The following is a 26,867-nucleotide window of genomic DNA, read 5'->3' on the forward strand; positions in this document are numbered from 1 at the left end:
TACATATATAAATAGTGCCCTGGTCATGGGTCGTTAACACGAGTAGCGGCCTACCCAATTTCGCTATACCGCCCCAAATTCGGGGGGCACGCGAATAAAGAAAAGACCGGTCAATCTATGACCGGTCTTTCTGAGACAGCTGGAATTACGCGCCGAGCAGGCGAGTAGCCAGGTAGCCCTCTACTTGATCAAGCGCGATCCGCTCCTGCGCCATCGAGTCGCGCTCGCGCACGGTGACCGCGTGATCCTCGAGGGTGTCGAAGTCCACCGTGATGCAGTACGGGGTGCCGATCTCGTCCTGACGGCGGTAGCGGCGGCCGATGGCGCCGGCGTCGTCGAACTCGATGTTCCAGTTCTTGCGCAGCTGCGCCGCCAGATCCTTCGCCTTCGGCGACAGCTCGGCATTGCGCGAGAGCGGCAGCACCGCCGCCTTGACCGGAGCCAGGCGGTGATCCAGGCGCAGCGTGATGCGATCCTCCACGCCGCCCTTGGCCGTCGGCACCTGCTCGACGTGGTACGCGTCGACCAGGAAGGCCATCAGCGATCGGGTCAGACCGGCCGCGGGCTCGATCACGTACGGCGTGAAGCGCTCGCCGGCGGTCTGATCGAAGAAGCTCAGATCCTGGCCCGAATGCTCGGAGTGGGTCTTCAGGTCGAAGTCGGTGCGGTTGGCCACGCCTTCGAGCTCGCCCCACTCGCTGCCCGCGAAGCGGAAGCGGTACTCGATGTCCACCGTGCGGGTGGAGTAGTGGGACAGCTTCTCCTTCGGGTGCTCGTACAGCCGCAGGTTCTCCGGATCGATGCCCAGGTCGGTGTACCAGGCCAGGCGGGTGTCGATCCAGTACTGATGCCACTGCTCGTCTTCACCCGGCTTGACGAAGAACTCCATCTCCATCTGCTCGAACTCGCGGGTGCGGAAGATGAAGTTGCCGGGGGTGATCTCGTTGCGGAACGACTTGCCGATCTGCGCGATGCCGAACGGCGGCTTCTTGCGCGCGGTGGTCTCGACGTTCTTGTAGTTCACGAAGATGCCCTGCGCGGTCTCCGGGCGCAGGTAGTGCATGCCCTCTTCGGATTCGACCGGGCCCAGGTAGGTCTTCAGCATCATGTTGAAGTCCTTGGGCTCGGTCCACTTGCCCACGGTGCCGCAGTCGGGGCACACGATGAGTTCCATGGACACCGAGTCCGGGTCGTCGATCTTGTGCTTCTCGGCGTACGCCTCCTGCAGGTGGTCCTGCCGGTGCCGCTTGTGGCAGTTGAGGCATTCCACCAGCGGATCGTTGAACACCGCGACGTGACCGGAGGCGACCCACACCTGGCGCGGCAGGATGATCGACGAGTCGAGGCCGACCACATCGTCGCGGCTGGTCACCATGGACCGCCACCACTGGCGCTTGATGTTCTCCTTGAGCTCGACACCCAGCGGCCCGTAATCCCACGCCGATCGCGTACCGCCATAGATCTCGCCACTCGGGTACACCAGGCCCCGACGCTTGGCGAGGTTGGCGACGGTGTCCACCTTCGACTTGGGTGCCACTCTGGATATCTCCATCCGGTCCGGAAGATTGCAGGGATGCATCCAGCCTATCTGGCGGGGTCACGTCATTTTTCCCTGGCCCGCCGCAGGAGCGGCGGGCCGGGCATGGCGGGGTGGGCGGCCGATCCCCACCCGCGGGGGTTCGGGGGCGAAGCCCTGAGGGTCAGGGAGTGTCGGATTGACATGCGCACCCTTGCATATAAGAATGGCATCGGTTTCCAATAAGGAGTTGGTACTGATGACCACGGATAGCGGTGCCCCACTGCGGCGCTCGCATGTCGCCACCGAAGCCCCGGCAGCGATCCCGCACGATCCCTATCCTTACCGGTCTCCGATGCCGCCGGCGGTCCCATCGCGGAACATTCTCGATTCCGCGGGCGAGCTGCTGCGCGCACTGGCCGCGCCGGTGCGCATCGCCATCGTCCTCCAGCTCCGTGAATCCCCGAGATGCGTCCACGAACTCGTCGACACCCTCGGGGTGACCCAGCCGTTGATCTCCCAGCACCTGCGGATCCTCAAGTCGGCGGGCGTGGTCCGCGGCGAGCGCACCGGCCGCGAAGTGATCTACGAACTTGTCGACGAGCATCTGGCGCACATCGTCATCGATGCCGTCGCCCACGCCGAGGAAGGGTGATCCGTGGGAACAACCGAGAAGACGGTCGGCGTGCGCAGCACCCGCCAGCGCAGCGCCATCGCCGCCCTGCTGTCGGATATCGACGAATTCCGCTCGGCGCAGGAGTTGCACGACGAGCTGCGCAAGCGCGGTGAGGGCATCGGGCTGACCACCGTCTACCGGACCCTGCAATCACTGGCCGAGGCCGGGCTGGTCGACGTATTGCGCACGGACACCGGGGAATCGGTGTACCGGCAGTGCTCGACCGGGCACCATCACCATCTGGTGTGCCGGCATTGCGGGCGCACCGTCGAGGTCGAGGGCCCGACCGTGGAAGCCTGGGCCGATTCCATCGCGGCCGAACACGGTTTCACCGATATCAGCCACACCATGGAGATCTTCGGCACCTGCCGGGAGTGCTCCGCCGCGCAGGGCTGATACCCGGAAACGAGCGGTGCCCCTTGCGTATCACGCAAGGGGCACTTCGCTTTTCGGGTATGGACCGGCCCGGTCAGGCGGCGGGCACCAACTCCGGTTCCACCACCGCGGGGGCCGGGCGTGTGGTGCGCAGGTATCCGATGCCGAGCAGCGCCGCCCCGGCGACCGCCCACACCAGCAGCACCGCGAGCGGGCCGGCGATCGAAGCCTGATCGAAGTAGGCGACCGAGCGGAACAGGGTGGCGGCGGCCCCCGGCGGCATCAGCTGGCCGATCGTCCCCCACGGCTGCGGCAGCAGTTCCGGCGCGGACGTGGCCGCGGAGAACGGGTTCGCGACCAGCAGCATGGTCAGCGCCGCGATGCCGATGCCCGCCCGGCCGATGGCGGCGGCCAGGCCCACGACCGTACCGGCGACCGCGAAGGAGACCAGTCCCGCGACGGCGGCCAGGGTCAGGTACGAGCCGGGCAGCAGCGACAACCAGCCCTGCACGATGGTCATGCTGAGCAGGCCGCCGGCGATCGCGAAGGTCAGCAGGCCGGCGCCGCGGGCAGCCACGTTCGGGATCAGCAGGGTCAGCAGGACGCCCGCGGCGATGCAGGACATGACCAGGGGCAGCACCATCGCACCGAAACCGGCGCCGCGCGGGTCATCGGAATCGGCCGCGACCACGTCCTGCACGGCGGCCGCCGGAGTGCCCGACAGCTGCTGGGCGATGGCCGAAAGCTGTTGCGCCACCATCGGGCTGGCGGCGGAGGCGACCATTACGCGGGGCTGGCCGTCGCCGGTGACGATGGCGCCGTACACGTCCCGGGACTCGATGGCGGCCTGCGCCGCGGCGGCGTCCGCGACGGTGCGGATGTCGAAGGCGTCCGCGTCCCGCTCGCCGAGCTTCTGGGCGACCACTCCGGCCTGCGGTCCGGCGACCGCGACGGGCAGATCACGCGGCCCCACATTGGCGGCGGGCCAGGCGAAGGCGATCAGCATGATCGCCTGGATGAGGGCGGCCACCAGGCCGAGGGCGGCTGCGCGCTGGGTGATGTTCATCAGGCACTCCCCAAGAAAAGCGAATGTTCGTTCTTTGTTGGGACAACCCTGACATCCAGCTGTCACCTTGTCAAGAACGGATATTCGTTTTACTTTGATGGCATGCCCAGAGTCAGTGAAGAGCACCTGGAACGACGCCGGCAGCAGATCCTCGACGCGGCGCAGTCGTGCTTCGCCCGCAAGGGCCTGCACACCACCACCATGCAGGACGTTTTCACCGAATCCGGGCTCTCGGCGGGCGCGGTGTACCGGTACTTCAAGTCCAAGGACGACATCATCGCGGCGCTCACCACCGAGGCCACCGTCGATCTGCGGGCCGCGCTCACCGAGGCCGTCTACAGCGATCCGCTGCCCACTCCCCCGGAACTCATCCGGACCATCGCCACGACCATCGTCCGATTGAGCGAACCGGACGGACCGGTCCGGCTGATCCCGCAGGCGTGGGCGCTGGCCCTCACCGACCCGAATATCGCCGACTACGTGCGCACCAATATCGGCGGCATCCGGCGGCTGTGGCGGGAGTACGCCGAGCGGATGCGCGAAAGTGGCTGGCTCCCACCGGATACCGATCTCGACGCGGTGGCGATGGCGTTGCTCGGGCTACTACCCGGGTTCATCCTGCAATACCTGATCCTCGGCGACACCGACCCGGAGACCTTCGCGCGCGGCGTCGAACAACTCTTGCCGGGTTACCGGCATGTCGCGGCCACGGCAGGTTGATACTGCTCAGGGGACTGAACTTGGGATGCGGGCGGCGCGGGAATGTGTTCGAATGTCGCCGGTCCCGATAAGGACCGCATCGTCACATTGAACGGGAGGCAATGTGTTCAGCACACGGAACTCGGCCCAGGTGTCCGAGCACCGCCGCATCACACGATTAGCGGCGATCTTGCTGCTCGGCATCGCACCGCTGGTCTTGGCGGCCTGCAACAAGAAGGAAGATCATTCAGCGCACGATCCGGGCGGAACCGCTGCGGCACAACGGAATGTGAGCGCTACCGCCGGTTCCGGGACCGCGAGCGCGGGGCAGTCGGTGGTGCGCGAAATCGGCAAAACGGGCTGGTGGGACGGGTTCACCATCACCGTCAACAAGGCCACCGTGGTGTCCGGCGGACCCAACGAGAACTCCAAGCTGCGCATCGATCTGACCTACAAGAACAACACGGGGAAGGCCACCGCCGTGGACTCCTCGATCGTGTTTCTACAGATCGGCGGCAAGGTCGACAATGTCGCCAACTACGACATCCCCACCGTTCCCGGTAAGGGTTCGGCCGCCGGGACCATCTCCACGACGGTCCCGCAGACCAGCGACTTCGAGCATCTCCTCGATATGGTGAGCGTGGTGTTCGGCCAGGGCCAGGACAATCAGACCAAGTTCCCGCTCGCGGCGTCCGCCAAGGCCGAGAGCATTCAGCCCAAGGCCCTGACCGTGTCCGGAAAGCTGGTGCAGGCGCCGATCACCGTCGAGATCACCGGCGGGGAACTCGCGCCCAGCTACAAGAAGGGCGAGAACGGCAAGATGACCGTCGCGCTGAACTTCAAGCTGACCTGCGGAACCGGTTGCGCGGCAGGCGGATACAACGTGTGGGACGACGACTTCAAACTGGAGACCTCGGCGGGGACCATCGCGGCGGACGACCGCAGCAATGTGAACGAGCTGCTGTCCTCGGAAAGCCGGACCATCGAGGTGCTGACGCCGGTGGTGTTCGTGCTACCCGCGCCGGGGACGGGGACCTACACGCTGAGCTACAACAACAAGGCGCTCGGCAACGGTGGTGCGGCACCGGCCACCCTGGTGATCAACGTCGCCTGAGTGCGCGGCGGGTGTGGGGCACACGCCCCACACCCCGGGGGCGCGAACCCTTTACGGCACCAGCCCCTTGCGCGCGCGGGCGACGCCGGACAGCACGAGCAGCAGCATGGTGGCCAGCGCTTCGTCGTCCAGGCCGGCGGCCGGGAAGGTGTAGCGCAGCATCACATCCGCCTGCTGACCGCGGGTGATGACGGTGATCGAGCCGAACTGCAATTCCGCATTGCGGTCGGCGACCTTCTTGTGCAATTGCGCCTTCAGCGGCCGATCCCAGGCCAGCACGCTGGTCAGGGTCAGCACATCCAGGCCGGGAGCCAGATTCACCCCGCGCAGCGAGCACAGCGCGCCATCGAAGGTGAAGTCCAGCCCGCCGCCTTCGACGCGCACGTTCACGTCGTAATTGGCCAGGACGGCTCCGGCGCGCGCCTGGAGTTCCTCGGCGGAAGTAGGGGCGTCGCTCACTTCACGCCTCCGAACCGGCGATCCCGCTTGGCGTATTCCAGGCAGGCGTCCCACAGGTTGCGGCGATCGAAGTCCGGGAAAAGCGTGTGCTGGTAGACGAATTCGGCGTAGGCGGCCTGCCAGATCAGGAAGTTCGAGCTGCGCAGCTCACCCGAGGGCCGCAGGAACAGATCCACATCCGGCATATCCGGTTCGTCCAGATACTGCGCGAAGGTCGTCTCGTTGATCTTCTCCGGATCCAGCTCCCCCGCCGCCACCCGCCGCGCGATCTCCCGTGCGGCATCGGCGATCTCGGCCCGCCCGCCGTAATTCACGCACATGGTCAAGGTCATCACCGAATTGTCCTTGGTCAGCTCCTCCGCGACCTCCAATTCCTTGATGACGCTGCGCCACAGGCGCGGTCGCCGCCCCGCCCAGCGCACCCGCACCCCCATCTCGTTCATCTCGTCCCGCCGCCGCCGGATGACATCCCGGTTGAACCCCATGAGGAACCGCACCTCATCGGGCGAGCGCCGCCAGTTCTCCGTGGAGAACGCATAGGCGGACAGCCACTTCACCCCGATCTCGATGCACCCCTCCACCGCATCCATGAGCACGGCCTCGCCCCGCTCGTGCCCCGCGGTCCGCGGCAGCCCGCGCTCCTGCGCCCAGCGCCCGTTGCCGTCCATCACCAGCGCCACATGCCTGGGCACGAACTCCGCCGGAATATTGGGCGGCGTGGCCCCCGACGGATGCGGCGACGGCGGGCGCACGGTACGTGTCGCCCCGGCTTCGGACTTGCTGCGGTTACCGATCACGCCCCTATCCTGCCCGACGATGCCGCGCCGTCGATTCGAGGTCCCGCCACCCAGAGCGCCGCGCCGGCCACGATGCCGCAGACGGCCCACGTCCAGCGGAAGTGGAAGAACACCTGCACCAGCGCCCCCGCACCGACCAAGATCAGAAGCGCGAATGTCAGCGCCAGATACAGCTGGGTTTCGCGCACCGAGTACCGGTGTACGTACGGATCCATGCCGGTCTGGCGCTGCACCGCTCGCGAGAGCACCAGCGGAGCCACGGTCAGCAGCAGGACCATGAGCGTTGTCGCGAAGTGGGGAACCAGACTGTGCACCGCGAACGCCGCGCCGACCGTGACGGCCAGACCGGAGTGGTACCACCGGGGGTACGGGCCACCGCCGGGCCGGGGCGAATTCGGGTTCGGGGACGCTGATTCGAAGGTCTCGTTCATGAACTCCACGCTGCGCCTTGGCGCTCCGGAATCCGAACGCTTACCTCACCGGAGCATCGGAAATCCCAGGTGAAGAGCCTTTACCCAATTGTCCGGACCGGACGATCAACCCAGGGCGGCGGCGGATTCGGCGCGTTCGGCCAGTTCGTGCGGGCGGGTGCGCTCGATGAGCGGGAGGGTGCGGAGCTGGCGTTCGAGGTGCCATTGCAGGTGGGCGGCGATGAGGCCGCTGGCCTGGCGGCGGTGGGAGTCGGGGACGGTGTCGACGCCGGACCAGTCGCCGCGGTTCAAGGCGCTCATGTGGTCGAGGACGCCGAGCATCGGGGTGGCCGCGCCGGGCGGACGGCAGTGCACGCAGACCGCGCCGCCCGCCGAGACGTGGAAGGCGCGGTGCGGGCCGGGGGTGGCGCAGCGGGCGCAGTCGTCGAGGGCCGGGGCCCAGCCCGCGAAACCCATGGCGCGCAACAGGAATGCGTCGAGGATGAGTTCGGGCGGCCGGTGCGCCAGCGCGAGCGCACGCAACGCACCGGCGGTGAGCGTGTGCAGCCGGGGCGCGGGCGCGCGTTCCTCGCCCGCCAGCCGTTCGGCGGTCTCGAGCACCGCGCAGGCGGTCGTATAGCGCCCGTAGTCGGCGACGATATCGGCGGCGAAGGCTTCCAGCGTCGATACCTGGGTGATGGTGTCGAGATTGCGTCCGGGGTGCAGCTGCACATCCACATAGGCGAACGGCTCCAGCCGTGCCCCGAACTTGGACCGCGTCCGCCGCACCCCCTTCGCCACGGCTCGCACCAGTCCGTGCTGCCGCGTCAGCAACGTGACGATGCGATCGGCCTCGCCCAGCTTGTGCTGGCGAACCACCACCGCATGATCCCGATACAACCGCACCGCAACAGTCTTGCATGCCGCACCGACCGGGTGACGCCCTGCCGACCGCGAGTTCTCCGATCGGCGGTGGCGGTATCGCGGCGAATGACGGGTCGGCCGCCAGACCTGCCGGCGCAGTGACAACGGCCTGGATCGGGGCCAAGTTGAGGCCGACTCATGTTGGACGTGTGACCAGAATCGCGCTACGTTTTGCTGCGACGGCAGGGAGACGGGACTCACATGACGATGGCGTCGATCAGCGAACTCGGGTTGGCCGGGCTGGCGGAGGCTTTGGCGGCGGGCAAGGTCAGTTCGGTGGCGGCGACCACCGCGGCGTTGGATCGGATCGAGGCCAGTCAGGCGGGACTCAATGCCTTCCGGATCGTGCGGCGGGCCGAGGCGCTGGCCGAGGCGGCGGAGGCGGATCGGAAGCTCGCCGCGGGTGAGCGGGCTCCGCTGCTGGGTGTGCCGCTGGCGATCAAGGACGACACCGATTTGACCGGTACGCCAACGGCTTTCGGGTGTGGCGGGGATTTTCCGGTGAAGACCGAGGACGCCGAGTCGGTGCGGCGGTTGCGGGTCGCCGGTGCGGTGATCGTGGGCAAGACCAATACCTGTGAGCTCGGGCAGTTGCCTTTCACCAGCGGGGATGCTTTCGGGCACACCCGGAATCCGTGGGGTGCGCAGCACACGCCGGGTGGATCGTCGGGTGGATCGGCCGCCGCGGTGGCGGCCGGATTGGTGCCCGCCGCACTGGGTTCCGACGGTGCGGGGTCGGTGCGTATCCCGTCGGCGTGGAACAACCTGGTCGGGATCAAACCGCAGCGCGGGCGGATCTCGACCTGGCCGCTGCCGGAAGCCTTCTACGGCCTGACCGTCAATGGGCCGCTCGCCCGCACCGTCGCCGATGCGGCCCTACTGCTCGATGTCGCCGCCGGACCGCATCCCGGCGACCTGCACACACCGCCGACGGTGAACGCCTCCGCCGCGGTCGGGCGCGATCCGGGCCGCCTGCGCATCGCCCTCTCCCTGCGAATTCCGTTCACCGCCACCAGAACCAAGCTCGATCACGAGGTGGAGGCCCGCGTCCGCGCCACCGCGAACACGCTGCGCGGACTCGGGCACGAGGTCACCGTCGCGGACGTGCACTACGGCGTGCTCGCGGGCGCGACCTTTCTGCCGCGTTCGATGGTCGGCATCAATGAAGCGCTGCAACGGCTTCCGGGCGCGAAGGTCGATCCGCGCACCGACCACAACGCGCTGGTCGGCCGTATCCTCGCCCCGGCGCTGTTCGCCGCACGCCGGGCGGAACCGTTGCTGCACAAGCAGATCGGCGGGATCTTCAAGGATTTCGACGTGGTGCTGGCGCCCACCACCGCCACCCCGCCGCCGCGCGTGCACGAGATCGACGGGATCGGCTCCTGGGCGACGGACGAACTCATCACCGCCGCTTGCCCTTACACCTGGCCGTGGAATGTGCTGGGCTGGCCCGCCGTGAACGTTCCGGCCGGGTTCACTGAAACGGGACTTCCGGTAGGCGCCCAGCTCATGGGCCCCGCCAATTCCGAAGAACTGCTGGTTTCCCTTGCCGCGCAATTGGAATCGGATCAGCAGTGGTACCGCCACCGGCCCGCCGCCTGGTGGAACTGATCGGCGGGTGAGTGGGCGCCGCACCCCGGCGCCCACTCCCCGGCCTCAGAAACCGAGCTTGCCCAGCTGCTTGGGGTCGCGCTGCCAGTCCTTGGCCACCTTCACGTGCAGGTGCAGGTAGATGCGCACACCGAGGATGTGCTCGATCTGCTTGCGCGCGTTGGTGCCGACTTCCTTGAGCCGATTGCCGCCCTTGCCGATGATGATGGCCTTCTGGCTGGGGCGTTCGACGTAGAGCAGCGCGTGGACGTCGAGCATGTCCTCGTTCTCCTCGCGCGGCAGCACCTCCTCGATCACCACGGCGAGCGAGTGCGGCAGCTCGTCGCGCACGCCTTCCAGGGCCGCCTCACGAATGAGCTCGGCCATCAGCGTTTCCTCGGGCTCGTCGGTCAGCTCGCCGTCCGGGTAGAACGCGGGACCTTCGGGCATCTGCGAGGCGATGACGTCGATGAGCGTCTCGACCTGCTCGCCCTTGACCGCCGACACCGGCACCAATTCGGCTTCGGGGCCGAGCAATTGGGACACGGCCATCAACTGGTGCGCCACCTGGTCCCGGCTCACCTTGTCGATCTTGGTGACCACGCCGATGAGCTTGGTCTTGGGCGCCATGGTCTTGATCTGCTCGACGATCCAGCGGTCACCGGGACCGATCTTCTCGTCCGCCGGAATGCAGATGGCGATCACGTCGACCTCGGAATAGGTGTCGCGCACCAGGTCGTTGAGCCGCTGCCCGAGCAGCGTGCGCGGGCGATGCAGACCGGGCGTGTCCACCAGGATCAGCTGCGTGTGCGGACGGTGCACGATGCCGCGGATGGTGTGCCGGGTGGTCTGCGGGCGCGAGGACGTGATCGCGATCTTCTGCCCCACCAGGGCATTGGTCAGCGTCGACTTGCCGGTATTGGGCCGGCCGACGAAACAGACGAAGCCGGAACGGAATTCACCGTCGCCCTTGTTGCCCAGGCCGTCGTTGCTCATTCGAACACCTCCGATTCGGTATCGAGATCGAGTCCGGCCGGAACGTGACGCTCCCCGGCGAGATTGCCGTTTTCGGGTCGCTGCGCGCTGATCGGGTTCTCGACCCCGTATTCCTCCACGGTCTCGAAGACCTTGCCGGTGCGATCGGTGAAGATGACCTTGGCGCCGGCCGTCACCTCGCGCACGGCGAACACGCCCGGATCGGAGAACTTGCCCGCGACCACCACGGCGGCCTCGAAACCCGCGGCGCCACTGGAGATCGCGGCCGCGACCGCCGCCTGCAATGCGGTCAGCCGCAGCGAATCCAGCGTCACCTCACCGGCCGCGTAGGTGCGCCCGTCGGTATCGCGCACCGCCGCACCGCCATTGCCGCCGGTGCGCCCCATGGCGCCGCGCGCCAGCACCAGCAGCTTGTTGTCCTCGGCATCCAGTTCAGTCATCGCCTTCTCCGTCCTCGTGTGCACCGTTGCCCGGCATGTCTTCCGCCGGTTCGGTTTTCGTCTTCTCGGGCAGCGCCTTGCGCACCACGACCGTGTGCACGCGCACCCGGCCGCGGGCGTCCGCGCCGCCCTCCCCCTTCAATTGCAGGCCGTGGATGACCGCCTTCGAGCCGGGCAGCGGCACACGGCCCAGCGCGTGCGCGAGCAGCCCGCCGACGGTGTCGACGTCCTCGTCGTCGATCTCCATGCCGAACAACTCGCCCAGGTCCTCGACCGGAAGTCGCGCCGAGACACGGTATTTCCCGTGCCCGATGTCCTGCACCGGGGCGACCTCGTGGGTGTCGTATTCGTCGGCGATCTCGCCCACGATCTCCTCGAGAATGTCCTCGATGCTGACCAGTCCGGCGATGCCGCCGTATTCGTCCACCAGCAGCGCCAGGTGATTGCGGCGGCGCTGCATCTCGTCGAGCAGATCATCGAGGGGTTTGGAGTCGGGCACGAAGACGGCTGGGCGCATGACATCGCGCACCTTCACCTTCTTGCCCCGATCCGCGTACGGGACAAGGTCTTTCAGGTAGACGACGCCGAGAATGTCGTCCACGTTCTCCCCGACCACGGGAATGCGCGAATGGCCGGAGCGCACGGCCAGGGACATGGCCTGGGCGGCGGTCTTGTCGGCTTCGATCCACACCATCTCGGTGCGCGGCACCATGACCGCGCGGGCGGCGGTGTCGCCGAGTTCGAAAACGCTCTGGATCATGCGGCGTTCCTCATCGGCCACCACGCCGCGTTCGCCGGCCAGGTCGACCACTTCGCGCAGTTCGATCTCGGAGGCGAAGGGGCCGTTGCGGAAGCCTTTACCGGGGGTGATGGCATTACCGATGAGGATGAGCAGCTTGCTGATCGGGCCGAGCAGCCGTCCGATGGCCAGCAGCGGCAGCGACGCGCCCAGGGCCAGGGAGTAGGCGTGCTGGCGGCCGAGGGTGCGCGGTCCGACGCCGATGACCAGGTAGTCGACCAGCACCATGACCGCGGCCGTGATGATCAGCGCGGGGGCTTCGCCGAGCCAGTCCAGCAGCACCGCGGCCAGCAGCACGGTGGCGCTGATCTCGCAGGCCAGGCGCAGCAGCACCATGAGGTTCACATAGCGCGGCCGGTCGGCGATGATGCGCGCCAATCGATTCGCGCCGGTGCGCTCGGCGCGCACCAGATCGTCCACCCGGGCCGGGGAGATGGTGTTGAGCGCGGAATCCAGCGCCGCGAACACCCCGCCCGCGGGCACCAGGAAAACGGCGAGCAGGAGCAGGACGAACGAATTCACGCGGGATCCAACGGATCACCGGAGTCGGTGAATCCGGTCTTGCCCAGCAGCCGCCGATCGCGTTCGGCGAGTTCGGCGCGGCGCTGTGCTTCGCGCAGGCTCTCGTACCAGCCTTCCAGGAGCGAGGCCTGGAGGGCGAACATCTCCTTCTCCTCCTCCGGCTCGGCATGGTCGTAGCCGAGCAGGTGCAGGACGCCGTGCACGGTCAGCAGGGCCAGTTCGTGATCCATGGAATGCCCGGCCTTTTCGGCCTGCTGCGCGGCGAACTCGGGGCAGAGCACGATATCGCCGAGCATGGAGGGGCCGGGTTCGGCGGCGTCGGGCCGCCCGCCGGGCTCCAGCTCGTCCATGGGGAACGACATGACGTCGGTCGGACCGGGCAGGTCCATCCAGCGCTCGTGCAGTTCGGCCATGGTGTCGAGATCGACCAGCACCATGGACAGCTCGGCCGCCGGATGCACATCCATCTGACCGATCGCGAAACGCGCGACGCTGACCAGTTCTTCTTCGGATACCTCGATACCCGACTCGTTGGCGATCTCGATACTCACCCGGTAAGCCTAAACGGCGTTGTCGGGACGGCCGTCCGCAACCCGCGCACGGCCGTCCCGGCGCTCAGTGCCGCGCGGCCCGGCCCGCGGCCCGCCGCTGTGCGCGGTTGCCCGGGTAGTGGACCGCCTGGGGCGCGGATTCGGCCTCGAAGCGGTCGTAGGCGTCGACGATCTCGCCGACCAGGCGGTGCCGCACCACATCGCTGCTGGTGAGGTAGGCGATGTGGATGTCGTCGATATCGGTGAGGATCTCGGTCGCCGCCCGCAGCCCGCTGCGCGAGTTGTTGGGTAGGTCGACCTGGGTGACGTCACCGGTCACCACGATCTTGGAACCGAAGCCGAGGCGGGTGAGGAACATCTTCATCTGCTCGGCCGTGGTGTTCTGCGCCTCGTCGAGAATGATGAACGAATCGTTCAACGTGCGACCGCGCATGTACGCCAGCGGCGCGACCTCGATGACACCCGCGGCCATCAGTTTCGGGATGGCTTCGGGGTCCATCATGTCGTGCAGGGCGTCGTAGAGCGGCCGCAGATACGGGTCGATCTTCTCGTTCAAGGTGCCCGGCAGGAAGCCCAGCCGTTCGCCCGCTTCCACGGCGGGACGGGTCAGGATGATGCGATTGACCTGCTTGGTCTGCAACGCCTGCACGGCCTTGGCCATGGCGAGATAGGTCTTGCCGGTACCGGCCGGACCCACGCCGAAGACGATGGTGTGGGCGTCGATGGCGTCCACGTATCGCTTCTGGTTCAGCGTCTTGGGCCGGATGGTCTTGCCGCGCCGGGACAGGATGTCCAGGCTCAGCACTTCCGCCGGCGAGTCCGAGGACCCCTCGGTGAGCATGGAGTAGGTGTGCCGCACGGCTTCGGGGGTGACCACGCGATTGCGCGCGGTGAGCGCGACCAGCTGCGCCACCACCCGCTCCGCGAGCGCCACTTCGGCGGGCTTGCCGGTCAGCGTGACGGAGTTGCCCCGCACATGGATGTCGGCATCGAGGAGACGCTCGAGTTCACGCAGGTTCTCGTCAGCAGAACCCAGGAATCCGAACACCGACTCCGGTGCCAATTCGATGCTGGAACGAACGGTCCGCCCCGCCGGTCCGGACCCGTCGGCGCCGGCCCCGATGCCGGCGATGGGAGTGTTCTGGTCGCCGATTTCGCCTGGTGTTCTCAAAAGTGGCTATAGCCTGCTTTCCGGTCTCGAGCGGTGCGTTATTGATGAAAGTTTAGCGCCGCACACCGACAGCGCCCAGTGAATATGCCGCTACCAGCTGCGCAAACGCGCCGATGGAACACAACCGCCGCGGGCCCGCCGCCATTCCGTCACACACTTCGCCGACGTCGGAACAGGGGATGTCGCCGGGCGGACCTGACGGCGAGCGGCGAGCCGGAGGGGTGCGCGCAGTGCCGGGCGGCCCGCTCGAGCGCGGGCCTATATCGGACTACCAGCGCGGGGTGAGGGCGCCCAGGGCGCCGAGGGCTACGGCGGCGGCAGTGGAGGTGCGCAGGACGGTGGGGCCGAGGAGGACGATGTCGGCGCCCGCGTCGGCAAGGGCCTTCAGCTCGGAGTCGTCCAGGCCGCCTTCGGGGCCGACGATCAGGACTACTTCGGGGACGGCGGTGAAGTCGAGTTCGGTGAGGCGGGTCGCGCCGGATTCGTGGAGGGCGGCGACGATGGCGCCGTTGGCCTTGGCGGTGCGGACCAGGTCCAGCAGGTCGCGGGTGGAGTGGAGGTCGCCGACGTCGGGGATGTAGGGGCGGCGGGATTGGCGGGCGGCCTGTTTGGCCGCGGCGCGCCATTTCTCGACGCCCTTGCGGGCCTTGGCTTCCCAGTTGGAGACGCAGCGCAGGGCCTGCCAGGGGACAATGGCGTCCGCGCCTGCCTCGGTCATGAGTTCGACCGCCAGTTCGGAGCGGTCGGACTTGGGGAGGGCCTGGACCACGGTCACCTGGGGGGTGACCGGGTCGGCGGTGCGGTGGTTGAGGACCTTCAGGTCCAGGCGGTCCTTCTGGGCCGCGACCACTTCGGAGTCGGCGAGCAGGCCGTGCCCATCGGAGAGGGTGATGGGCTCCCCGACCCGGATGCGGCGGACGGTCGCGGCATGGCGGCCCTCCGGGCCGTCGAGGACGGCCGTGGCTCCCGGTTCGGGGATCTCGTCGAGGTAGAAGACGGTGGCGGCCAAGGGATCAGCGCCCGCTGAAGGAAGCGCGCAGGCGGGCGAACAGGCCGGAGTTGTGCTCGGACTGAGCCGAGAGCACCTCGGTGCGTTCGTTGCCGCGCATCGCCTTGTACTTCTCCAGCAGATCCGATTGCTTGGAGTCGAGCTTGGTCGGCACCACGATGTCGAGGTGCGCGATCAGGTCGCCGCGGGAGGTGGCGCGCAGCTTGGGCATGCCGTGGCCGCGCAGCACCGATGCCTCGCCGGGCTGGGTGCCGGGCGGGATGGTCAGCTCGACGGGGCCGTCGAGGATGGTGTCGACCACGACGGTGGTGCCGAGGGCGGCGTCGACCATCGGCACCCGGATGGTGCAGTGCAGGTCGTCGCCGTCGCGCACGTAGGTGTCGTGCGGCTGTTCGACGATCTCGATGTACAGGTCACCGGCGGGACCGCCGCCGGGGCCGACCTCGCCCTGCGCCGCGAGGCGCACCCGCATGCCGTTGGCCACACCTGCCGGAATCGGCGCGGCGATCTCACGACGGGCGCGCACCCGGCCGTCACCACCGCACTTGCGGCAGGGATCGGGGATGGTCTCGCCCGCGCCGCGGCAGGTGGGGCACGGCCGCGAGGTCATCACCTGGCCGAGGAAGGAACGCTGCACCGTCTGCACTTCGCCTGCGCCGCCACAGGTTTCGCAGCGCACCGGCTTGGAATTGCCGTTGGTGCCCGCGCCCTGGCACAGATCGCAGAGGATGGCGGTGTCGACGGTCAGATGCTTGGTGACGCCGACGGCGCACTCCTGCAACGACAACCGGGTGCGCAGCAGCGAATCCGCGCCGGCCTGCACGCGGCCACGCGGCTTGCGCGAACCGCCGCCCTGGTTCATGCCGCCGAAGAACGCCTCGAACACGTCACCGAGGCCGCCGAAACCGGCGCCGGAGAATCCGCCGCCCATGCCGCCGCCCGATTCGAGCGGGTCGCCGCCGAGGTCCACGATGCGGCGCTTCTCCGGGTCGGACAGCACCTCGTAGGCGCTCGACACCTCCCGGAACTTCTCCTGCGCCGACGGATCGGGGTTGACGTCGGGATGCAGTTCACGTGCCAGCTTGCGATAGGCGCGCTTGATCTCCTGGTCGGTCGCGTTACGTGCGACGCCGAGCAGTGCGTAATAGTCCCGTGCCACTTGCGCTCTCTAGTCCTGTTTCGTCTCTCCGCGGCTCACCGTTCGGCGAGCACTTCACCGATGTATCGGGCCACTGCCGCCACCGAGGCGATGGTTCCCGGGTAGTCCATCCGGGTCGGCCCCAATACCCCCATGCCTCCGAGCACCGTACCGGTCACCCCGTAGCCCGTAGTCACCACGGCCGTTCCGCGCATCTGCTCGAGCTTGGTTTCCTCACCGATCTGCACCGTCACGGTACCGGGTTGCTGGGCGGCGGCCAGCAGCTTCAGCACGATCACCTGTTCTTCGAGTGCCTCGAGTACCGAACGCAGTGAACCCGGGAAACCATTCCCGGCGAAATCACCGGCATTGCGGGTCAGGTTCGCGGTGCCGCCCAGCACCAGGCGCTCTTCCGGATGCTCGACCAGGGTCTCCACCAACACCGTGGACACCCGGATCAATACCTCGCGCAGCCGCGGCGGCGCGTGCTCGGGTAGCTCGGCCACCGACGCCGACGCCAATGCCAGCCGTTTGCCGTCCATCGCCTTGCCCAGCATCCCGCGCAGCGCGGCCAGATCCTCTTCGCTGATCAGATTGCCCAGATCGACCAGGCGCTGATCGACCCGCCCGGTATCGGTGATGACGACCAGCAGCAGCCGCGCCGGATTCAACGCCACCACTTCGATATGCCGCACGGTGGACGCCGACACGGTCGGGTACTGCACCATGGCGACCTGCCGGGTCAGCTGCGCCAGCAATCGCACCCCGCGCCGCAGCACATCGTCGAGGTCGACGCCGCTCTCCAGGAACTCCATGATCGCCCGGCGTTCCGCGTTCGACAGCGGCTTCACCTCGGAGATGTGATCCACGAACTGCCGGTAACCCTTGTCGGTCGGGATCCGCCCGGACGAGGTGTGCGGCTGGGTGATGTACCCCTCGGCTTCCAGCACCGCCATGTCATTGCGGACGGTGGCGCTGGAAACTCCCAGATTGTGCCGTTCCACCAGGGTTTTCGACCCGATCGGCTCTTTCGTCGAGATATAGTCCGCGACGATCGCCCGCAGGACCTCGAGCCGTCGCTGTTCCGTGCTCGACATGGGCCCACCTCCTCGTTCGCCTTCGGGATCCGCCGCGGCCGCCACCGGCTACCGGCACAGGCGTGACCACGCGGATTCCCGGACATCCGAGATCCAGTCTAGTGGCCCGCTTTCCACTTGATACCGCAGCCGATGCTCGGGGTGTGCGGTTCGGGCACCGGCTCGCCGGCCAGCACCAGTTCCACGGCCGCGCGCAGTACCGAACCGTCGGCCGGAAGGCTGTTGCCGGGGCGGGCCTTGTCGAATTCGCCGCGATAGGCCAGCCGGCGCTCGGCGTCGAAGAGGAACAGGTCCGGGGTGCAGGCGGCCCGGTACGCGCGAGCCACCTCCTGGTCCTCGTCGATCAGGTACGGGAAGGTGAATCCGGCCCGCAGCACCTGTTCGCGCAGATGCTCGGCGTCGTCGTCCGGATAGTTGACGGTGTCGTTGCTCGCGATGCCCACCGTGACCAGGCCGCGTTCGCGCAGTTCGGCCGTCACCTCCCCGAGCCCGTGCTCGATGCGCCGGACGTAGGGGCAATGGTTGGACAGGAACACCACCAGCAGGGCCGGAGCCGCGGCGAAATTAGCGAGGCTGACCTTGGTGCCGTCCACCGCTTCTAGTTCGAAGTCGGGGGCGGGGGAACCGATCGGGGCCATGAACGATGCGAGCGCCATGGCTCCGATTGTCCGCGAGAGCGCCTGTCAGGCCATCAGTTCGGCGCAGAATGCGCGAATGTCGGCCACCAGCAGGTCCGGGGTCTGCATGGCGGCGAAATGACCGCCGGAGTCGTAGTCGGTCCAGCGGACGATGGTGTTGAGCTGTTCGGCGAAACGGCGGATGGCCGGGTCGCCCTCGAAATTGGCCACGGCGGTGGGGGTTTTCGAGTGGGTCGGGGTGTGGCGGGAATGCAGGGTCTCGTAATACATCTGCGCGGCGGAGGAGCCGGTGTTGGTGAACCAGTACACCGAGACGTCGGCGAGCATGTGATCGCGGTCGATGCGGTCCGCGAGCGTGCCCGTCGTACCGGTCCAGGCGTGGAACTTCTCGACGACCCAAGCCAGTTGCGCCGCAGGGGAATCCGCGAGACCGAAGCCGAGGGTGTGCGGGCGGGTGCCCTGGATGCGGAAGTATCCGCTGCCGTCGGAGAGGAATTCGCCGAGGCTGGCCAGGCGGCGCTGTTCCAGCGGGGTGAGCGTCGCGGCCACCTCGTCGGGTACCGGGCCGTAGGGGATGAACCCGCCGGTGGCGGCGTTGACGTGCACGCCCAGCACATGTTCCGGGTCGATGCGCCCCAGATCCGGGCCGATGAACGCGCCGTAGTCGCCGCCCTGCACCAGGTAGGCCGGATACCCCAGCCGCCGCATGAGTTCGGCGTAGGCGCGGGCGGTGCGCATGCTGTCCCAGCCGGTATCCGGTGCGGGACCGGAGAATCCGAAGTTCGGATGCGAGGGGATGATCAGATCGAAGGCCTGGCTGCCGTCTTCCGGATCGCTCAGCGGTTCGATCACCTCCAGGAATTCCAGCACCGATCCCGGCCAGCCGTGCAGCATGAGCATCGGGGTCGCGCCTGTGCGGCGAGATCTGATGTGCAGGAAGTGAATTCGCGCTCGATCGATGACGGTCGTGTATTGCGGGTAGGCGTTGAGCCGTTTCTCCCAGCCCCGCCAATCGAACCGGTTGGCCCAGTACAACGCCAGCTCCCGGATATCGTCGACGGGCGCGCCGCGCGTCCATCCGACATCGGGAAGCTGTGTGGGCCAGCGGGTTTCACGCAACCGGCGTTGCAGCTGCTCGAGCTGGGCGGCCGGGATCTCGACCCGGAACGGGACGATGTCATCGTCGAACATGACGACTTCCTCTGGGAGGTGGAGTTTGTCTCCACTATCGTCCGCATCCGGTCGGAAAACTGGCGAACGGCCCCGGTTAGGGGAGCAAAACTCCATTCACCCCAGTAAGTCCCTGACCACGGCGTCGGCCAGCAGCCGCCCGCGATCGGTGAGCACCAGGTTTCCGTGCCGGTTCTCGGCCAGTCCGTCGGCGATCACGGCGTCGACGGCCGGTTTCGCATCCGGCGCGAGGTCGGTGAGCGGCAGCCCCGTACGCAGGCGGGCGGTGAGCATCACGCGCTCCATGTACCGCTCCGACTCGGTCAGCGTCTCCCATCCCGCGACCGGCAAACCCCCGAGCGCCACCCGATCCGCATAGCGCGCAGGATGTTTCATGTTCCACCACCGCACCCCGCCCACATGACTGTGCGCTCCCGGCCCGGCCCCGAGCCAGTCGCCGCCATCCCAGTAACCGAGATTGTGCCGGCACCGAGCGGCATCGTTCGCGGCCCAGTTGGACACCTCGTACCACCCCAGCCCCGCCGCTTCGAGCCGCTGATCGATCCGCTCGTACCGCGCGGCCAGCACATCGTCGTCCGGCGCCGGCAGTTCCCCCCGCCGCACCCGCCGCGCCAGCGCGGTCCCGTCCTCCACGATCAGCGAATACGCCGACACATGATCGACCCCCGCCGACAGCACCGCATCGAGCGAGGCATCCAGATCCGCATCCGTCTCCCCCGGCGTCCCATAGATCAAATCCAGATTGACGTGCTCGAACCCCGCCGCCCGAGCCTCCTTCGCCGCCGCCACCGCCCGCCCCGGCGTATGCGTCCGATCCAGAATTTTCAGCACATGCGCCGCCGCCGACTGCATCCCCAGCGAAATCCGCGTGAACCCACCCGCCAGCAAGGTCTCGAAGAACTCCGGCGAAGTCGACTCGGGATTGGATTCCGTGGTCACTTCAGCCCCGGCCGCCAGCGTGAAGTTCTCCCGCACCGCCCCCAGCACATTCGCCAGCCCGTCCCCACCCAGCAACGACGGCGTCCCCCCACCCACGAAGATCGTCTCGACCTCCGGCGTAGCACTCGGCAGCCCCGCGAATCGCTCAGCGGCCGTGGCCAATTCCCCGCGCAGCGCCTCGAACCACGACTGCGGCGAAGCGGAGGTCCCCAATTCCCCCGCCGTGTAGGTGTTGAAATCGCAGTACCCGCACCGCGTCGCGCAGAACGGCACATGGATGTAGATCCCGAACGGACCACCGCCGAAATCGCGCAGCACCAGCGCCTCGGCGTCGGCCACGGTGGCGGGCGGTGGGGTCGCAGTCATCCCACCAGTTTGAACGGTCGCGCACATCACACCGCAACCGGCACATCCCGGCTGGTCTCGCCGGGTCGCGGGTGTCGGTGCCCGCCGCTAGGGTGCAGCGGGGGCCGGGGTGGGCCGTGAGCGCCGGAACCGAGGACGCGGGGGACGATCACGTATCCGCCGCGGATCCGAATCAATAGGCGCGGCGGTTCGTTTCACGGAGGGCGGGGCTTTGCGCGAGCGCGAGGCGGTACGGGTCGAGCGGCATCGGATCGATTCCGTGCGGGTGGTGGACGCGGGGTCGGTGGCGCCGATCCTGTATCCGATTCCCATGCCGCCGGTGCGGCCGGAGGGGCCGAATTTCGTGCGGTCGATGACGGGATCGGTGCTGGCACAGTGGCTGGCGGGGGCGGATCCACGGGGCGGGAGCGCGTCCACCTGGCGGTCGGCCGCCGATACGGCGAAAGACGTGTGCGGGCGGTATCGGGCCGGGTTGATCAGTACGGGGTTCGACAAGAACGATCGGGTGGTGGGGTGGCGGGCGGCGTTCTGGTGGGCGTTGGTCTCGCGGGATGCGGCTGGTGCGCGGATGCTGGCGGAATATCCGGTGGAGCGGTTGCGGGGGTTCGATGACGGGGGTTTGTTCGACGGGTTTCAGTACGAGTGGGTGGAGGTGTTGCAGGCGGCTTGGTTGCACGGGCCGGAGGCGGCTGGTGCGCGGGCGGCGGGGATACGGACCGAGAGCCGGGTGGGGGCGCAGCGGGCGGTGGATCTGCTGATTCGGCCGAGCATCGAGGTGTTCGTGCGGTTCGCGGAGGGGGATCGGGCCGGGTTCGGCGTGGAGCTGGCGGTCGCGTTGGCGCGGCATCGGGAGTTCTTCGATGACGACACCTGGCGTGGGGATCCGGAGGGGGTGTTCTCGCTGCCGTTGCTGGGGCTGGCGTGCTGGGCGCACGATCTCGGGTTCGAGATCGAGGTCGAATCCGATTATCTGCCTTCCGGTTTGCTGCGGCGGCCGGATTGGGCGCGGTCGGCGGAGGTGGCGGCGGAGCGGAGCAGAACGGACTCCGAGGCGGTCGCGCCCGGGTTGTATCAGCGTATCGGCGCGGTGCTGGCGGCGGCCGCGCCGGCGGATCGGACCATGGCGTGGTTGAGTGCGACGCGGAGCGGGGAGCAGTTGTCGCTCGCACCCCAATATCTGGCCGAGGATGGCGAGCGCTGGCCGTTCGCGCCCGAACCGGATGCGATGCGGGAGCTGGTCACCAGCCTTTCCCGGCTCCGCTCGGACGCGGAGGCCGGCGGCGAGATGTGGCCGCAAACTTGGACTTTGGTGCTCGACGCCGACAGCAATATGGAACTGCTGCGCGGGCTGCCATCCGGGACGCCGATAGGGACGCTCGGCACCCGGTTCGTGCCGCGACATTCCGCCCGCAAGCCCGACCACGCGCCAACCGGCGCGCCACGAGCAGACACAGGGGCAAAGCCGACGGCAAGCGCAAGGCCAGTGGCAGTGACCGCGGCTGGCGCGGCGGCAGTGACAGCGGCTGGGCCAGTAGCAGGGGTTGAGGCGGCAGTTGGGTTTGGGGCTGGGGCTGGGGCTGGGGCTGGGGCTGGGGCTGGGGCTGGGGCTGGGGCTGGGGCTGGGGCTGGGGCTGGGGCTGGGGCTGGGGCTGGGGCTGGGGCTGGGGGCGATGGTACGAGTCACTTGCCTGTCGCGCCTGCGGAACTGCGTGAGCTGATCGAATCTGCTTTCGCTCGAGCCGGATTCGCGACCTTCGAGGACGCGCACGGCCGCACCGATGAGCTGCGCGACGAGATCGACTCCATCGCCAATGCCGCCACGGCTCGTCTCCAGGCCTGCCTCGTTCCGGTCGGCGATCACCCGATCAGCGCTCTGGTCGACGGGGAGCTTCGGCTGGTCGAACCGACGTTATCAGGACGAGCCCCACCTCGACAATGCGGTGGTGGCGGCATTGCGGAAGCATCGGGCGTACTGGTCCGCGCATGCCCCCGAGGATCCGCGGGGGTTCATCGCCTGGCCGATTCTCGCGGCGGTCTGCTACGCCACCGACCGGTACCGGGTTCCCGCCGCCGCCTCCGGATATCTTCCCGCCGCGCTGATTCCCGCCGATTGGACCGAGCTGTCCCGCAAGGACATCGTGCAACGCCCGCGCGTCTCGCACGACGCGGACGGCGATCGGCTCTTCCCGATCCGCCTCGGCCCCGACGGTCGCTGGCAGGTAGTGCGTTTCGCGATCTGACCGGCGGCGAGTGATCGAGGATCGAAGTGAGACAGGGGAACCGAATGGAACGGGTCGAGCGCCATCCGACCGGTATCGTGCGGCCGGAGAACCACGGCCTGCTGGTCGCGCGAACGGCGAGTGCCGTACCCGAGATGCGCTCGGATGTACCGCATTTCGTGGATACGCCGGAGCGCGAGAGGCTGGCGGAGCGCTTGGTGCTGGACGATCCGCACGGGATGGAAACCGGGACCTGGGTGGTGGCGGGCCATCACGCGGGACGGTTGGCGGCGGGATATCTGACCGGGACGCCGGTGTCGGGAGGCGATGCGGCTGACCAGGTTCCGGGGTGGGCGAGCGCCTTCTGGTGGGGGTTGATCGCCCGAGACACCGGAGTATTCGACGAGTTCCAGTTCGAGTGGTTGGAGCTGCTGCAGAACGCCTGGGTAGACGCTGGCATCGCTGCTTCCGGCCGAAAGACGGTGAGTCACAACCGTTCACGCCGTCACCGGACGCGGTGCGCGAGCTGGCCGCCGGATTGTCCCGGCTCTACGCGGATACCAGGGCCGCCGGTGAGCAGTGGCCGCGGAAGTGGCGCTGCGAACTGACCGACGATACCTGGACGATATGGCACGACCGGCTGTCCCAGCGATCGAGTCGCCGGAACACTCGCTTCGTCACACGGCACGTGGGCAAGGTGGAAGCTCCCGGCCGAACAGCGCTCACGAACGATTTCGCAACGACCGACCGCCGAGATCCGGCAGGTACAGCGCGCTCGGGCCAGGCAGCGAATCTCGAGACATCCAGTCGCACAACAGTCCCAGACCATTCCACGGCTGCCGACCCGCAGCGGCCGGGCACTACCCCGTTCCCGAGCCACCCCGCCCGGACGGATACCGTCGAAAAGGCTTACGCGCAAGCAGGGTTCGCCACTCTCAGCGATGCTCACGGACGAACGACGGCGGTGCGGGACGCGATCCGGACGGCGGCGGCAGCCGCGGCGGCGAGACTGGAGGCGAATCAGGCTCCGGCGCACAGGCATTCGCTCACGCCGCCGGTCGGTGAATTCTTCGATGCCCTGTGGCCCGCCGTGATCACTCGCGATCGCCGGCTCACCGACTTGCTGCTGGGCACCCGCGCCCACACCGGATTCCCGCTGGGCGCGGCCGGTGACGATCCCGGAATCCGGTGGGCCGAGGCGTGGAAATCCGTGTGGGCCGAGGGTTTCCGGGCCCAACCGGAGGTCGAGGTCGCGCTCGCGGTCGCGGAGGCGGGCGACGACCATGCCCGGCTGATCGTCGCCCCGGCGCTGCGCGTACTGCACGCCGTGCTGTTCACCTACGGCTCGTTCTACGGTGAACAGCATGTCCTCGACAGCGCTATGGCCGAGGCCCTGGAACAGCACCGCGCCTACTGGTCCACACCCGAACGCCGCGAGGATCCGCGCGGTTTCATCGCCTGGCCGCTGCTGGCCGTCGCCTGCCAGGCCAGTGACCGCTACCGCGCGCTCGCCGTGGCGTCAGGATATCTGCCCGCCACGCTGATCCCCGCCGAATGGACTCGCTGGTACCAGCGGGCCTAGTGGTCGACGACCGGGGTGTTCTGGCAGAAGGTGAGCAGCCAGCGGCCGTCTTCCTTGGTCAGGCCGTAGAGCGGAGAACCCTCGGACTGGAGTTCGCCGTCGTGGTTGAAGTACTGCTGCCGCACCTTCGCCACGGCCACGTCGTCACGAATGAACCGCACGAAGTACGGCGTGTAGGTGGCGTAGCCGTCCTTGGTCGCGCCGGGCATGACCTGCCGCGTGAACGCGGAGATTTCGGGGAGTCCGTTGAGGAATTTGCCGCCGCCGGTGGTCCAGATGGCTTCGGGATGGAACAGCGCCAGGAAGGCATCGGCGTCCTCGGCGCGCTGTGCGGCGTCGACCGCCGCCACGATGGCGTGGATGGCTTCGATTTCCGCGCTCTGAGCGGCTGTTGTGGTTGTCATGATCAAATCTTGGAACCTGAACCGGGGTATAGGTCAAGCGTCCAGGGGCCATCACGTTCCGATCTATGACTCCTGTCACAAACCGGGCTTGCTATCCAGGGGATTTCCCGGAAAAGTCCGGAAAATCTTGTCGGGCGGTCGGAACGACCCTTCTGACGTGGCACAATAAGCTCCATGACTGGACTTGGAGTACGACTCGTGGCGCGGCGCCACGTCGACTTCAAGCGTGTCTGCAGCGCGAGCTGTCTGCCGGGACGCCTCCGGTAGATCGGCTCCCATTCTCTCCGGATACGGCGGACGCACCGCGTCGCCGCACGAGCCGGTTCTGATCTCGGAGGCGTGAGCCAGCCCCTCCCGCCTGCCCGCAAGACCTTCAGGAGCGACCCCCATGACGTCGAGTACCGACGCCACCAGTTCCGATTCCGCTCAGCCCGCCCGGCCCGTCCGACCCGCCTCGGAACGCCGGGTGCGCGCGGACCGTCCGCGTTCGGACGCGCCCGTCGCGCCGCGTGAGCGCACCGGGAAGCCGGTGCGCCGCAAGTCCGAGGGCCAGTGGGCGCTCGGCTACCGCGAGCCGTTGAACGCCAACGAGCAGAGCAAGAAGGACGACAACCCGCTCAATGTGCGGGCGCGCATCGAGAACATCTACTCGAAGGCCGGATTCGACTCCATCGACAAGAGCGATCTGCGCGGGCGCATGCGCTGGTGGGGCCTGTACACCCAGCGCGAACAGGGCTACGACGGCACCTGGACCGGCGACGAGAACATCGACATTCTCGAGGCCAAGTACTTCATGATGCGGGTGCGCTGCGACGCCGGCGCGCTGAACGTGAACCAGCTGCGCACCCTCGGCCAGCTCTCCACCGAGTTCGCCCGCGACACCGCGGATCTGTCCGATCGCGAGAACGTCCAGTACCACTGGATCGAGATCGAGAACGTGCCGGAGATCTGGCGGCGGCTCGAAGCGGTCGGCCTGCAGACCACCGAAGCCTGCGGCGACTGCCCGCGCGTGGTGCTCGGCTCGCCGCTGGCCGGTGAATCGTTCGGCGAGGTGCTGGACCCGACGCCCGCGATCGAGGAGATCGTCAAGCGCTACATCGGCAAGAAGGAATACTCCAACCTGCCGCGCAAGTTCAAGACCGCCATCTCCGGGCAGCAGGACGTGGTGCACGAGATCAACGACGTCGCGTTCATCGGCGTCGAGCATCCGGAACACGGTCCGGGCCTCGACGTCTGGGTCGGCGGCGGCCTGTCCACCAACCCGATGCTGGCGCAGCGCCTCGGCGCGTGGGTGCCCCTCGACGAGGTGCCGGACGTGTGGGAAGCGATCGTCTCGCTCTACCGCGATTACGGTTACCGCCGTCTGCGCACCAAGGCGCGCATCAAGTTCCTGGTCAAGGACTGGGGCATCGAGAAGTTCCGCGAGGTGCTCGAGACCGAGTACCTGAAGCGGAAGCTGATCGACGGCCCCGCGCCCGAGAAGCCGGAGCGCCCCATCGACCACATCGGCGTGCAGAAGCTGCGGAACGGCTTGAACGCCATCGGCTTCTCCCCCATCGCCGGTCGCGTATCGGGCACCATCCTGACCAAGGTCGCCGACATCGTGGAGTCCATCGGCTCGGATCGGGTGCGGTTCACCCCGTACCAGAAGCTGATCGTGCTCGACGTGCCGGACGACAAGGTGGAGTGGCTGATCGAAGAGCTGAAGCCGCTCGGCCTGCACGGCCGCCCGTCGCACTGGCGGCGGAACCTCCTCGCCTGCAGCGGTATCGAGTTCTGCAAGCTGTCGTTCACCGAGACCCGCAAGCGGTCCCAGGTGCTCGCGCCCGAACTCGAGACCCGCCTCGCCGACATCAACGCCGACCTGGATGTGCCGATCACGGTGAACATCAACGGCTGCCCCAACTCCTGCGGCCGGTCCCAGATCGCCGACATCGGCTTCAAGGGCCAGCTCGTCGACGACGGCGACGGGAATCAAGTGGAGGGCTTCCAGGTTCACCTCGGCGGCAGTCTCGGGCTCGACAGCGGTTTCGGCCGCAAGCTGCGCCAGCACAAGGTGACCAGCGAAGAGCTCGGCGACTACATCGAGCGCGTGGTGCGCAACTTCGTCAAGAACCGGGACGGCGGAGAGCGTTTCGCACAGTGGGCGGTTCGCGCCGATGAGGCCGACCTGCGGTAG

General features: G+C 67.8%; 27 protein-coding genes and 2 pseudogenes. 11 read left to right on the forward strand and 18 right to left on the reverse strand.

Going from position 1 to position 26,867, the window contains the following annotated elements:
- Positions 1-145: 145 nt before the first annotated feature.
- Entirely contained in the window at positions 146-1,537 is a 1,392-nt protein-coding gene (locus LTV02_RS18595; RefSeq protein WP_067721476.1) for a glycine--tRNA ligase, read from the reverse strand.
- A 334-nt stretch (positions 1,538-1,871) separates the two neighbouring features.
- Between LTV02_RS18595 and LTV02_RS18600 the strand changes: the two genes are divergently transcribed.
- A complete protein-coding gene (locus LTV02_RS18600; RefSeq protein WP_067721488.1) occupies positions 1,872-2,171 on the forward strand; it encodes an ArsR/SmtB family transcription factor in 300 nt (99 codons plus the stop codon).
- A gap of 3 nt (positions 2,172-2,174) precedes the next feature.
- Positions 2,175-2,588, forward strand: coding sequence for a Fur family transcriptional regulator (locus LTV02_RS18605; protein WP_067721475.1), 414 nt, complete (start codon positions 2,175-2,177; stop codon positions 2,586-2,588).
- A 73-nt stretch (positions 2,589-2,661) separates the two neighbouring features.
- Here the strand turns inward: LTV02_RS18605 and LTV02_RS18610 are convergent, their stop codons facing one another.
- Positions 2,662-3,633 (reverse strand): hypothetical protein, encoded by a 972-nt coding sequence (locus LTV02_RS18610; protein WP_233041176.1) that lies wholly within the window; start codon positions 3,631-3,633, stop codon positions 2,662-2,664.
- A 102-nt stretch (positions 3,634-3,735) separates the two neighbouring features.
- Here LTV02_RS18610 and LTV02_RS18615 point away from each other — a divergent pair, with 102 nt between their 5' ends.
- Entirely contained in the window at positions 3,736-4,353 is a 618-nt protein-coding gene (locus LTV02_RS18615; RefSeq protein WP_233041177.1) for a TetR/AcrR family transcriptional regulator, read from the forward strand.
- Between the two features lie 103 nt (positions 4,354-4,456).
- Positions 4,457-5,446 carry a hypothetical protein gene (locus tag LTV02_RS18620; protein ID WP_233041178.1) on the forward strand — a complete coding sequence of 330 codons (990 nt, stop codon included), beginning with the start codon at positions 4,457-4,459 and terminating at the stop codon, positions 5,444-5,446.
- Between the two features lie 51 nt (positions 5,447-5,497).
- Here LTV02_RS18620 and LTV02_RS18625 read toward each other — a convergent pair whose 3' ends face one another.
- The 4 genes from LTV02_RS18625 to recO form a co-directional block, all read right to left on the reverse strand.
- The gene (locus LTV02_RS18625) at positions 5,498-5,905 is read right to left on the reverse strand and encodes a YbjN domain-containing protein (RefSeq protein WP_067721471.1); all 408 of its coding nucleotides are present in this window, start codon (positions 5,903-5,905) and stop codon (positions 5,498-5,500) included.
- Positions 5,902-6,702, reverse strand: coding sequence for an isoprenyl transferase (locus tag LTV02_RS18630; RefSeq protein WP_067721470.1), 801 nt, complete (start codon positions 6,700-6,702; stop codon positions 5,902-5,904). The genes LTV02_RS18625 and LTV02_RS18630 overlap by 4 nt, the downstream gene beginning before the upstream one ends.
- Positions 6,699-7,133 (reverse strand): hypothetical protein, encoded by a 435-nt coding sequence (locus LTV02_RS18635; protein WP_233041179.1) that lies wholly within the window; start codon positions 7,131-7,133, stop codon positions 6,699-6,701. Before LTV02_RS18635 ends, LTV02_RS18630 begins: the two co-directional genes overlap by 4 nt.
- 105 nt (positions 7,134-7,238) lie before the next feature.
- Positions 7,239-8,018 (reverse strand): DNA repair protein RecO, encoded by a 780-nt coding sequence (gene recO / locus LTV02_RS18640; RefSeq protein WP_233041180.1) that lies wholly within the window; start codon positions 8,016-8,018, stop codon positions 7,239-7,241.
- 219 nt (positions 8,019-8,237) lie between these two features.
- On the opposite strand from recO, the gene LTV02_RS18645 reads away from it, so the two are divergent.
- A complete protein-coding gene (locus LTV02_RS18645) occupies positions 8,238-9,647 on the forward strand; it encodes an amidase (RefSeq protein WP_233041181.1) in 1,410 nt (469 codons plus the stop codon).
- Positions 9,648-9,692: 45 nt separating this feature from the next.
- On the opposite strand, the gene era is transcribed toward LTV02_RS18645, so the two are convergent.
- The 11 genes and pseudogenes from era to hemW form a co-directional block, all read right to left on the reverse strand.
- The gene (gene era, locus LTV02_RS18650) at positions 9,693-10,622 is read right to left on the reverse strand and encodes a GTPase Era (RefSeq protein ID WP_233041182.1); all 930 of its coding nucleotides are present in this window, start codon (positions 10,620-10,622) and stop codon (positions 9,693-9,695) included.
- A gap of 110 nt (positions 10,623-10,732) precedes the next feature.
- Positions 10,733-11,062: pseudogene (locus tag LTV02_RS18655) on the reverse strand (cytidine deaminase); the annotation flags it as partial.
- Positions 11,055-12,383: a hemolysin family protein gene (locus LTV02_RS18660; RefSeq protein WP_233041183.1), complete on the reverse strand. Its 1,329-nt coding sequence runs from the start codon at positions 12,381-12,383 to the stop codon at positions 11,055-11,057. The pseudogene LTV02_RS18655 and the gene LTV02_RS18660, both read right to left, overlap by 8 nt.
- Complete coding sequence (gene ybeY, locus LTV02_RS18665; protein ID WP_067721464.1) at positions 12,380-12,934, reverse strand: rRNA maturation RNase YbeY; 555 nt, start codon at positions 12,932-12,934, stop codon at positions 12,380-12,382. The genes LTV02_RS18660 and ybeY overlap by 4 nt, the downstream gene beginning before the upstream one ends.
- A gap of 64 nt (positions 12,935-12,998) precedes the next feature.
- Entirely contained in the window at positions 12,999-14,066 is a 1,068-nt protein-coding gene (locus tag LTV02_RS18670) for a PhoH family protein (protein WP_067721487.1), read from the reverse strand.
- Positions 14,067-14,373: 307 nt separating this feature from the next.
- On the reverse strand, positions 14,374-15,114 hold the full coding sequence (locus LTV02_RS18675) for a 16S rRNA (uracil(1498)-N(3))-methyltransferase (protein ID WP_233041184.1): 741 nt from the start codon (positions 15,112-15,114) through the stop codon (positions 14,374-14,376).
- A gap of 4 nt (positions 15,115-15,118) precedes the next feature.
- A complete protein-coding gene (gene dnaJ, locus LTV02_RS18680; protein WP_233041185.1) occupies positions 15,119-16,273 on the reverse strand; it encodes a molecular chaperone DnaJ in 1,155 nt (384 codons plus the stop codon).
- A gap of 35 nt (positions 16,274-16,308) precedes the next feature.
- Positions 16,309-17,349, reverse strand: a complete 1,041-nt coding sequence (gene hrcA / locus LTV02_RS18685) for a heat-inducible transcriptional repressor HrcA (protein WP_067721461.1) — start codon at positions 17,347-17,349, stop codon at positions 16,309-16,311.
- Positions 17,350-17,447: 98 nt separating this feature from the next.
- The gene (locus tag LTV02_RS18690) at positions 17,448-18,005 is read right to left on the reverse strand and encodes a thioredoxin family protein (RefSeq protein WP_233041186.1); all 558 of its coding nucleotides are present in this window, start codon (positions 18,003-18,005) and stop codon (positions 17,448-17,450) included.
- 27 nt (positions 18,006-18,032) lie between these two features.
- Complete coding sequence (locus tag LTV02_RS18695; RefSeq protein ID WP_233041187.1) at positions 18,033-19,178, reverse strand: epoxide hydrolase family protein; 1,146 nt, start codon at positions 19,176-19,178, stop codon at positions 18,033-18,035.
- A gap of 96 nt (positions 19,179-19,274) precedes the next feature.
- The gene (gene hemW, locus LTV02_RS18700) at positions 19,275-20,483 is read right to left on the reverse strand and encodes a radical SAM family heme chaperone HemW (protein ID WP_233041188.1); all 1,209 of its coding nucleotides are present in this window, start codon (positions 20,481-20,483) and stop codon (positions 19,275-19,277) included.
- A 352-nt stretch (positions 20,484-20,835) separates the two neighbouring features.
- Between hemW and LTV02_RS39650 the strand changes: the two are divergent.
- From LTV02_RS39650 to LTV02_RS18715, 4 genes and pseudogenes are all read left to right on the forward strand, one after another.
- A pseudogene (locus LTV02_RS39650) lies at positions 20,836-21,408 on the forward strand (immunity 49 family protein); the annotation flags it as partial.
- Positions 21,409-22,426: 1,018 nt separating this feature from the next.
- Positions 22,427-22,723 carry an immunity 49 family protein gene (locus LTV02_RS18705; RefSeq protein ID WP_233041189.1) on the forward strand — a complete coding sequence of 99 codons (297 nt, stop codon included), beginning with the start codon at positions 22,427-22,429 and terminating at the stop codon, positions 22,721-22,723.
- A gap of 44 nt (positions 22,724-22,767) precedes the next feature.
- Positions 22,768-23,310, forward strand: a complete 543-nt coding sequence (locus LTV02_RS18710) for a hypothetical protein (RefSeq protein ID WP_233041190.1) — start codon at positions 22,768-22,770, stop codon at positions 23,308-23,310.
- Positions 23,311-23,666: 356 nt separating this feature from the next.
- Positions 23,667-24,284, forward strand: coding sequence for an Imm49 family immunity protein (locus LTV02_RS18715; RefSeq protein ID WP_233041191.1), 618 nt, complete (start codon positions 23,667-23,669; stop codon positions 24,282-24,284).
- On the opposite strand, the gene LTV02_RS18720 is transcribed toward LTV02_RS18715, so the two are convergent.
- The gene (locus LTV02_RS18720; protein WP_067721456.1) at positions 24,281-24,688 is read right to left on the reverse strand and encodes an SgcJ/EcaC family oxidoreductase; all 408 of its coding nucleotides are present in this window, start codon (positions 24,686-24,688) and stop codon (positions 24,281-24,283) included. The genes LTV02_RS18715 and LTV02_RS18720 overlap by 4 nt on opposite strands.
- Before the next feature lie 174 nt (positions 24,689-24,862).
- Between LTV02_RS18720 and LTV02_RS39655 the strand changes: the two genes are divergently transcribed.
- Together LTV02_RS39655 and LTV02_RS18725 are read left to right on the forward strand one after the other, a co-directional pair.
- Positions 24,863-24,955, forward strand: a complete 93-nt coding sequence (locus LTV02_RS39655; RefSeq protein WP_369690467.1) for an Ms4527A family Cys-rich leader peptide — start codon at positions 24,863-24,865, stop codon at positions 24,953-24,955.
- Positions 24,956-25,076: 121 nt separating this feature from the next.
- Entirely contained in the window at positions 25,077-26,867 is a 1,791-nt protein-coding gene (locus LTV02_RS18725; protein WP_233041192.1) for a nitrite/sulfite reductase, read from the forward strand.

It is taken from the genome of Nocardia yamanashiensis (assembly GCF_021183565.1).
GTDB classification, from domain to species: Bacteria; Actinomycetota; Actinomycetes; order Mycobacteriales; family Mycobacteriaceae; genus Nocardia; species Nocardia yamanashiensis.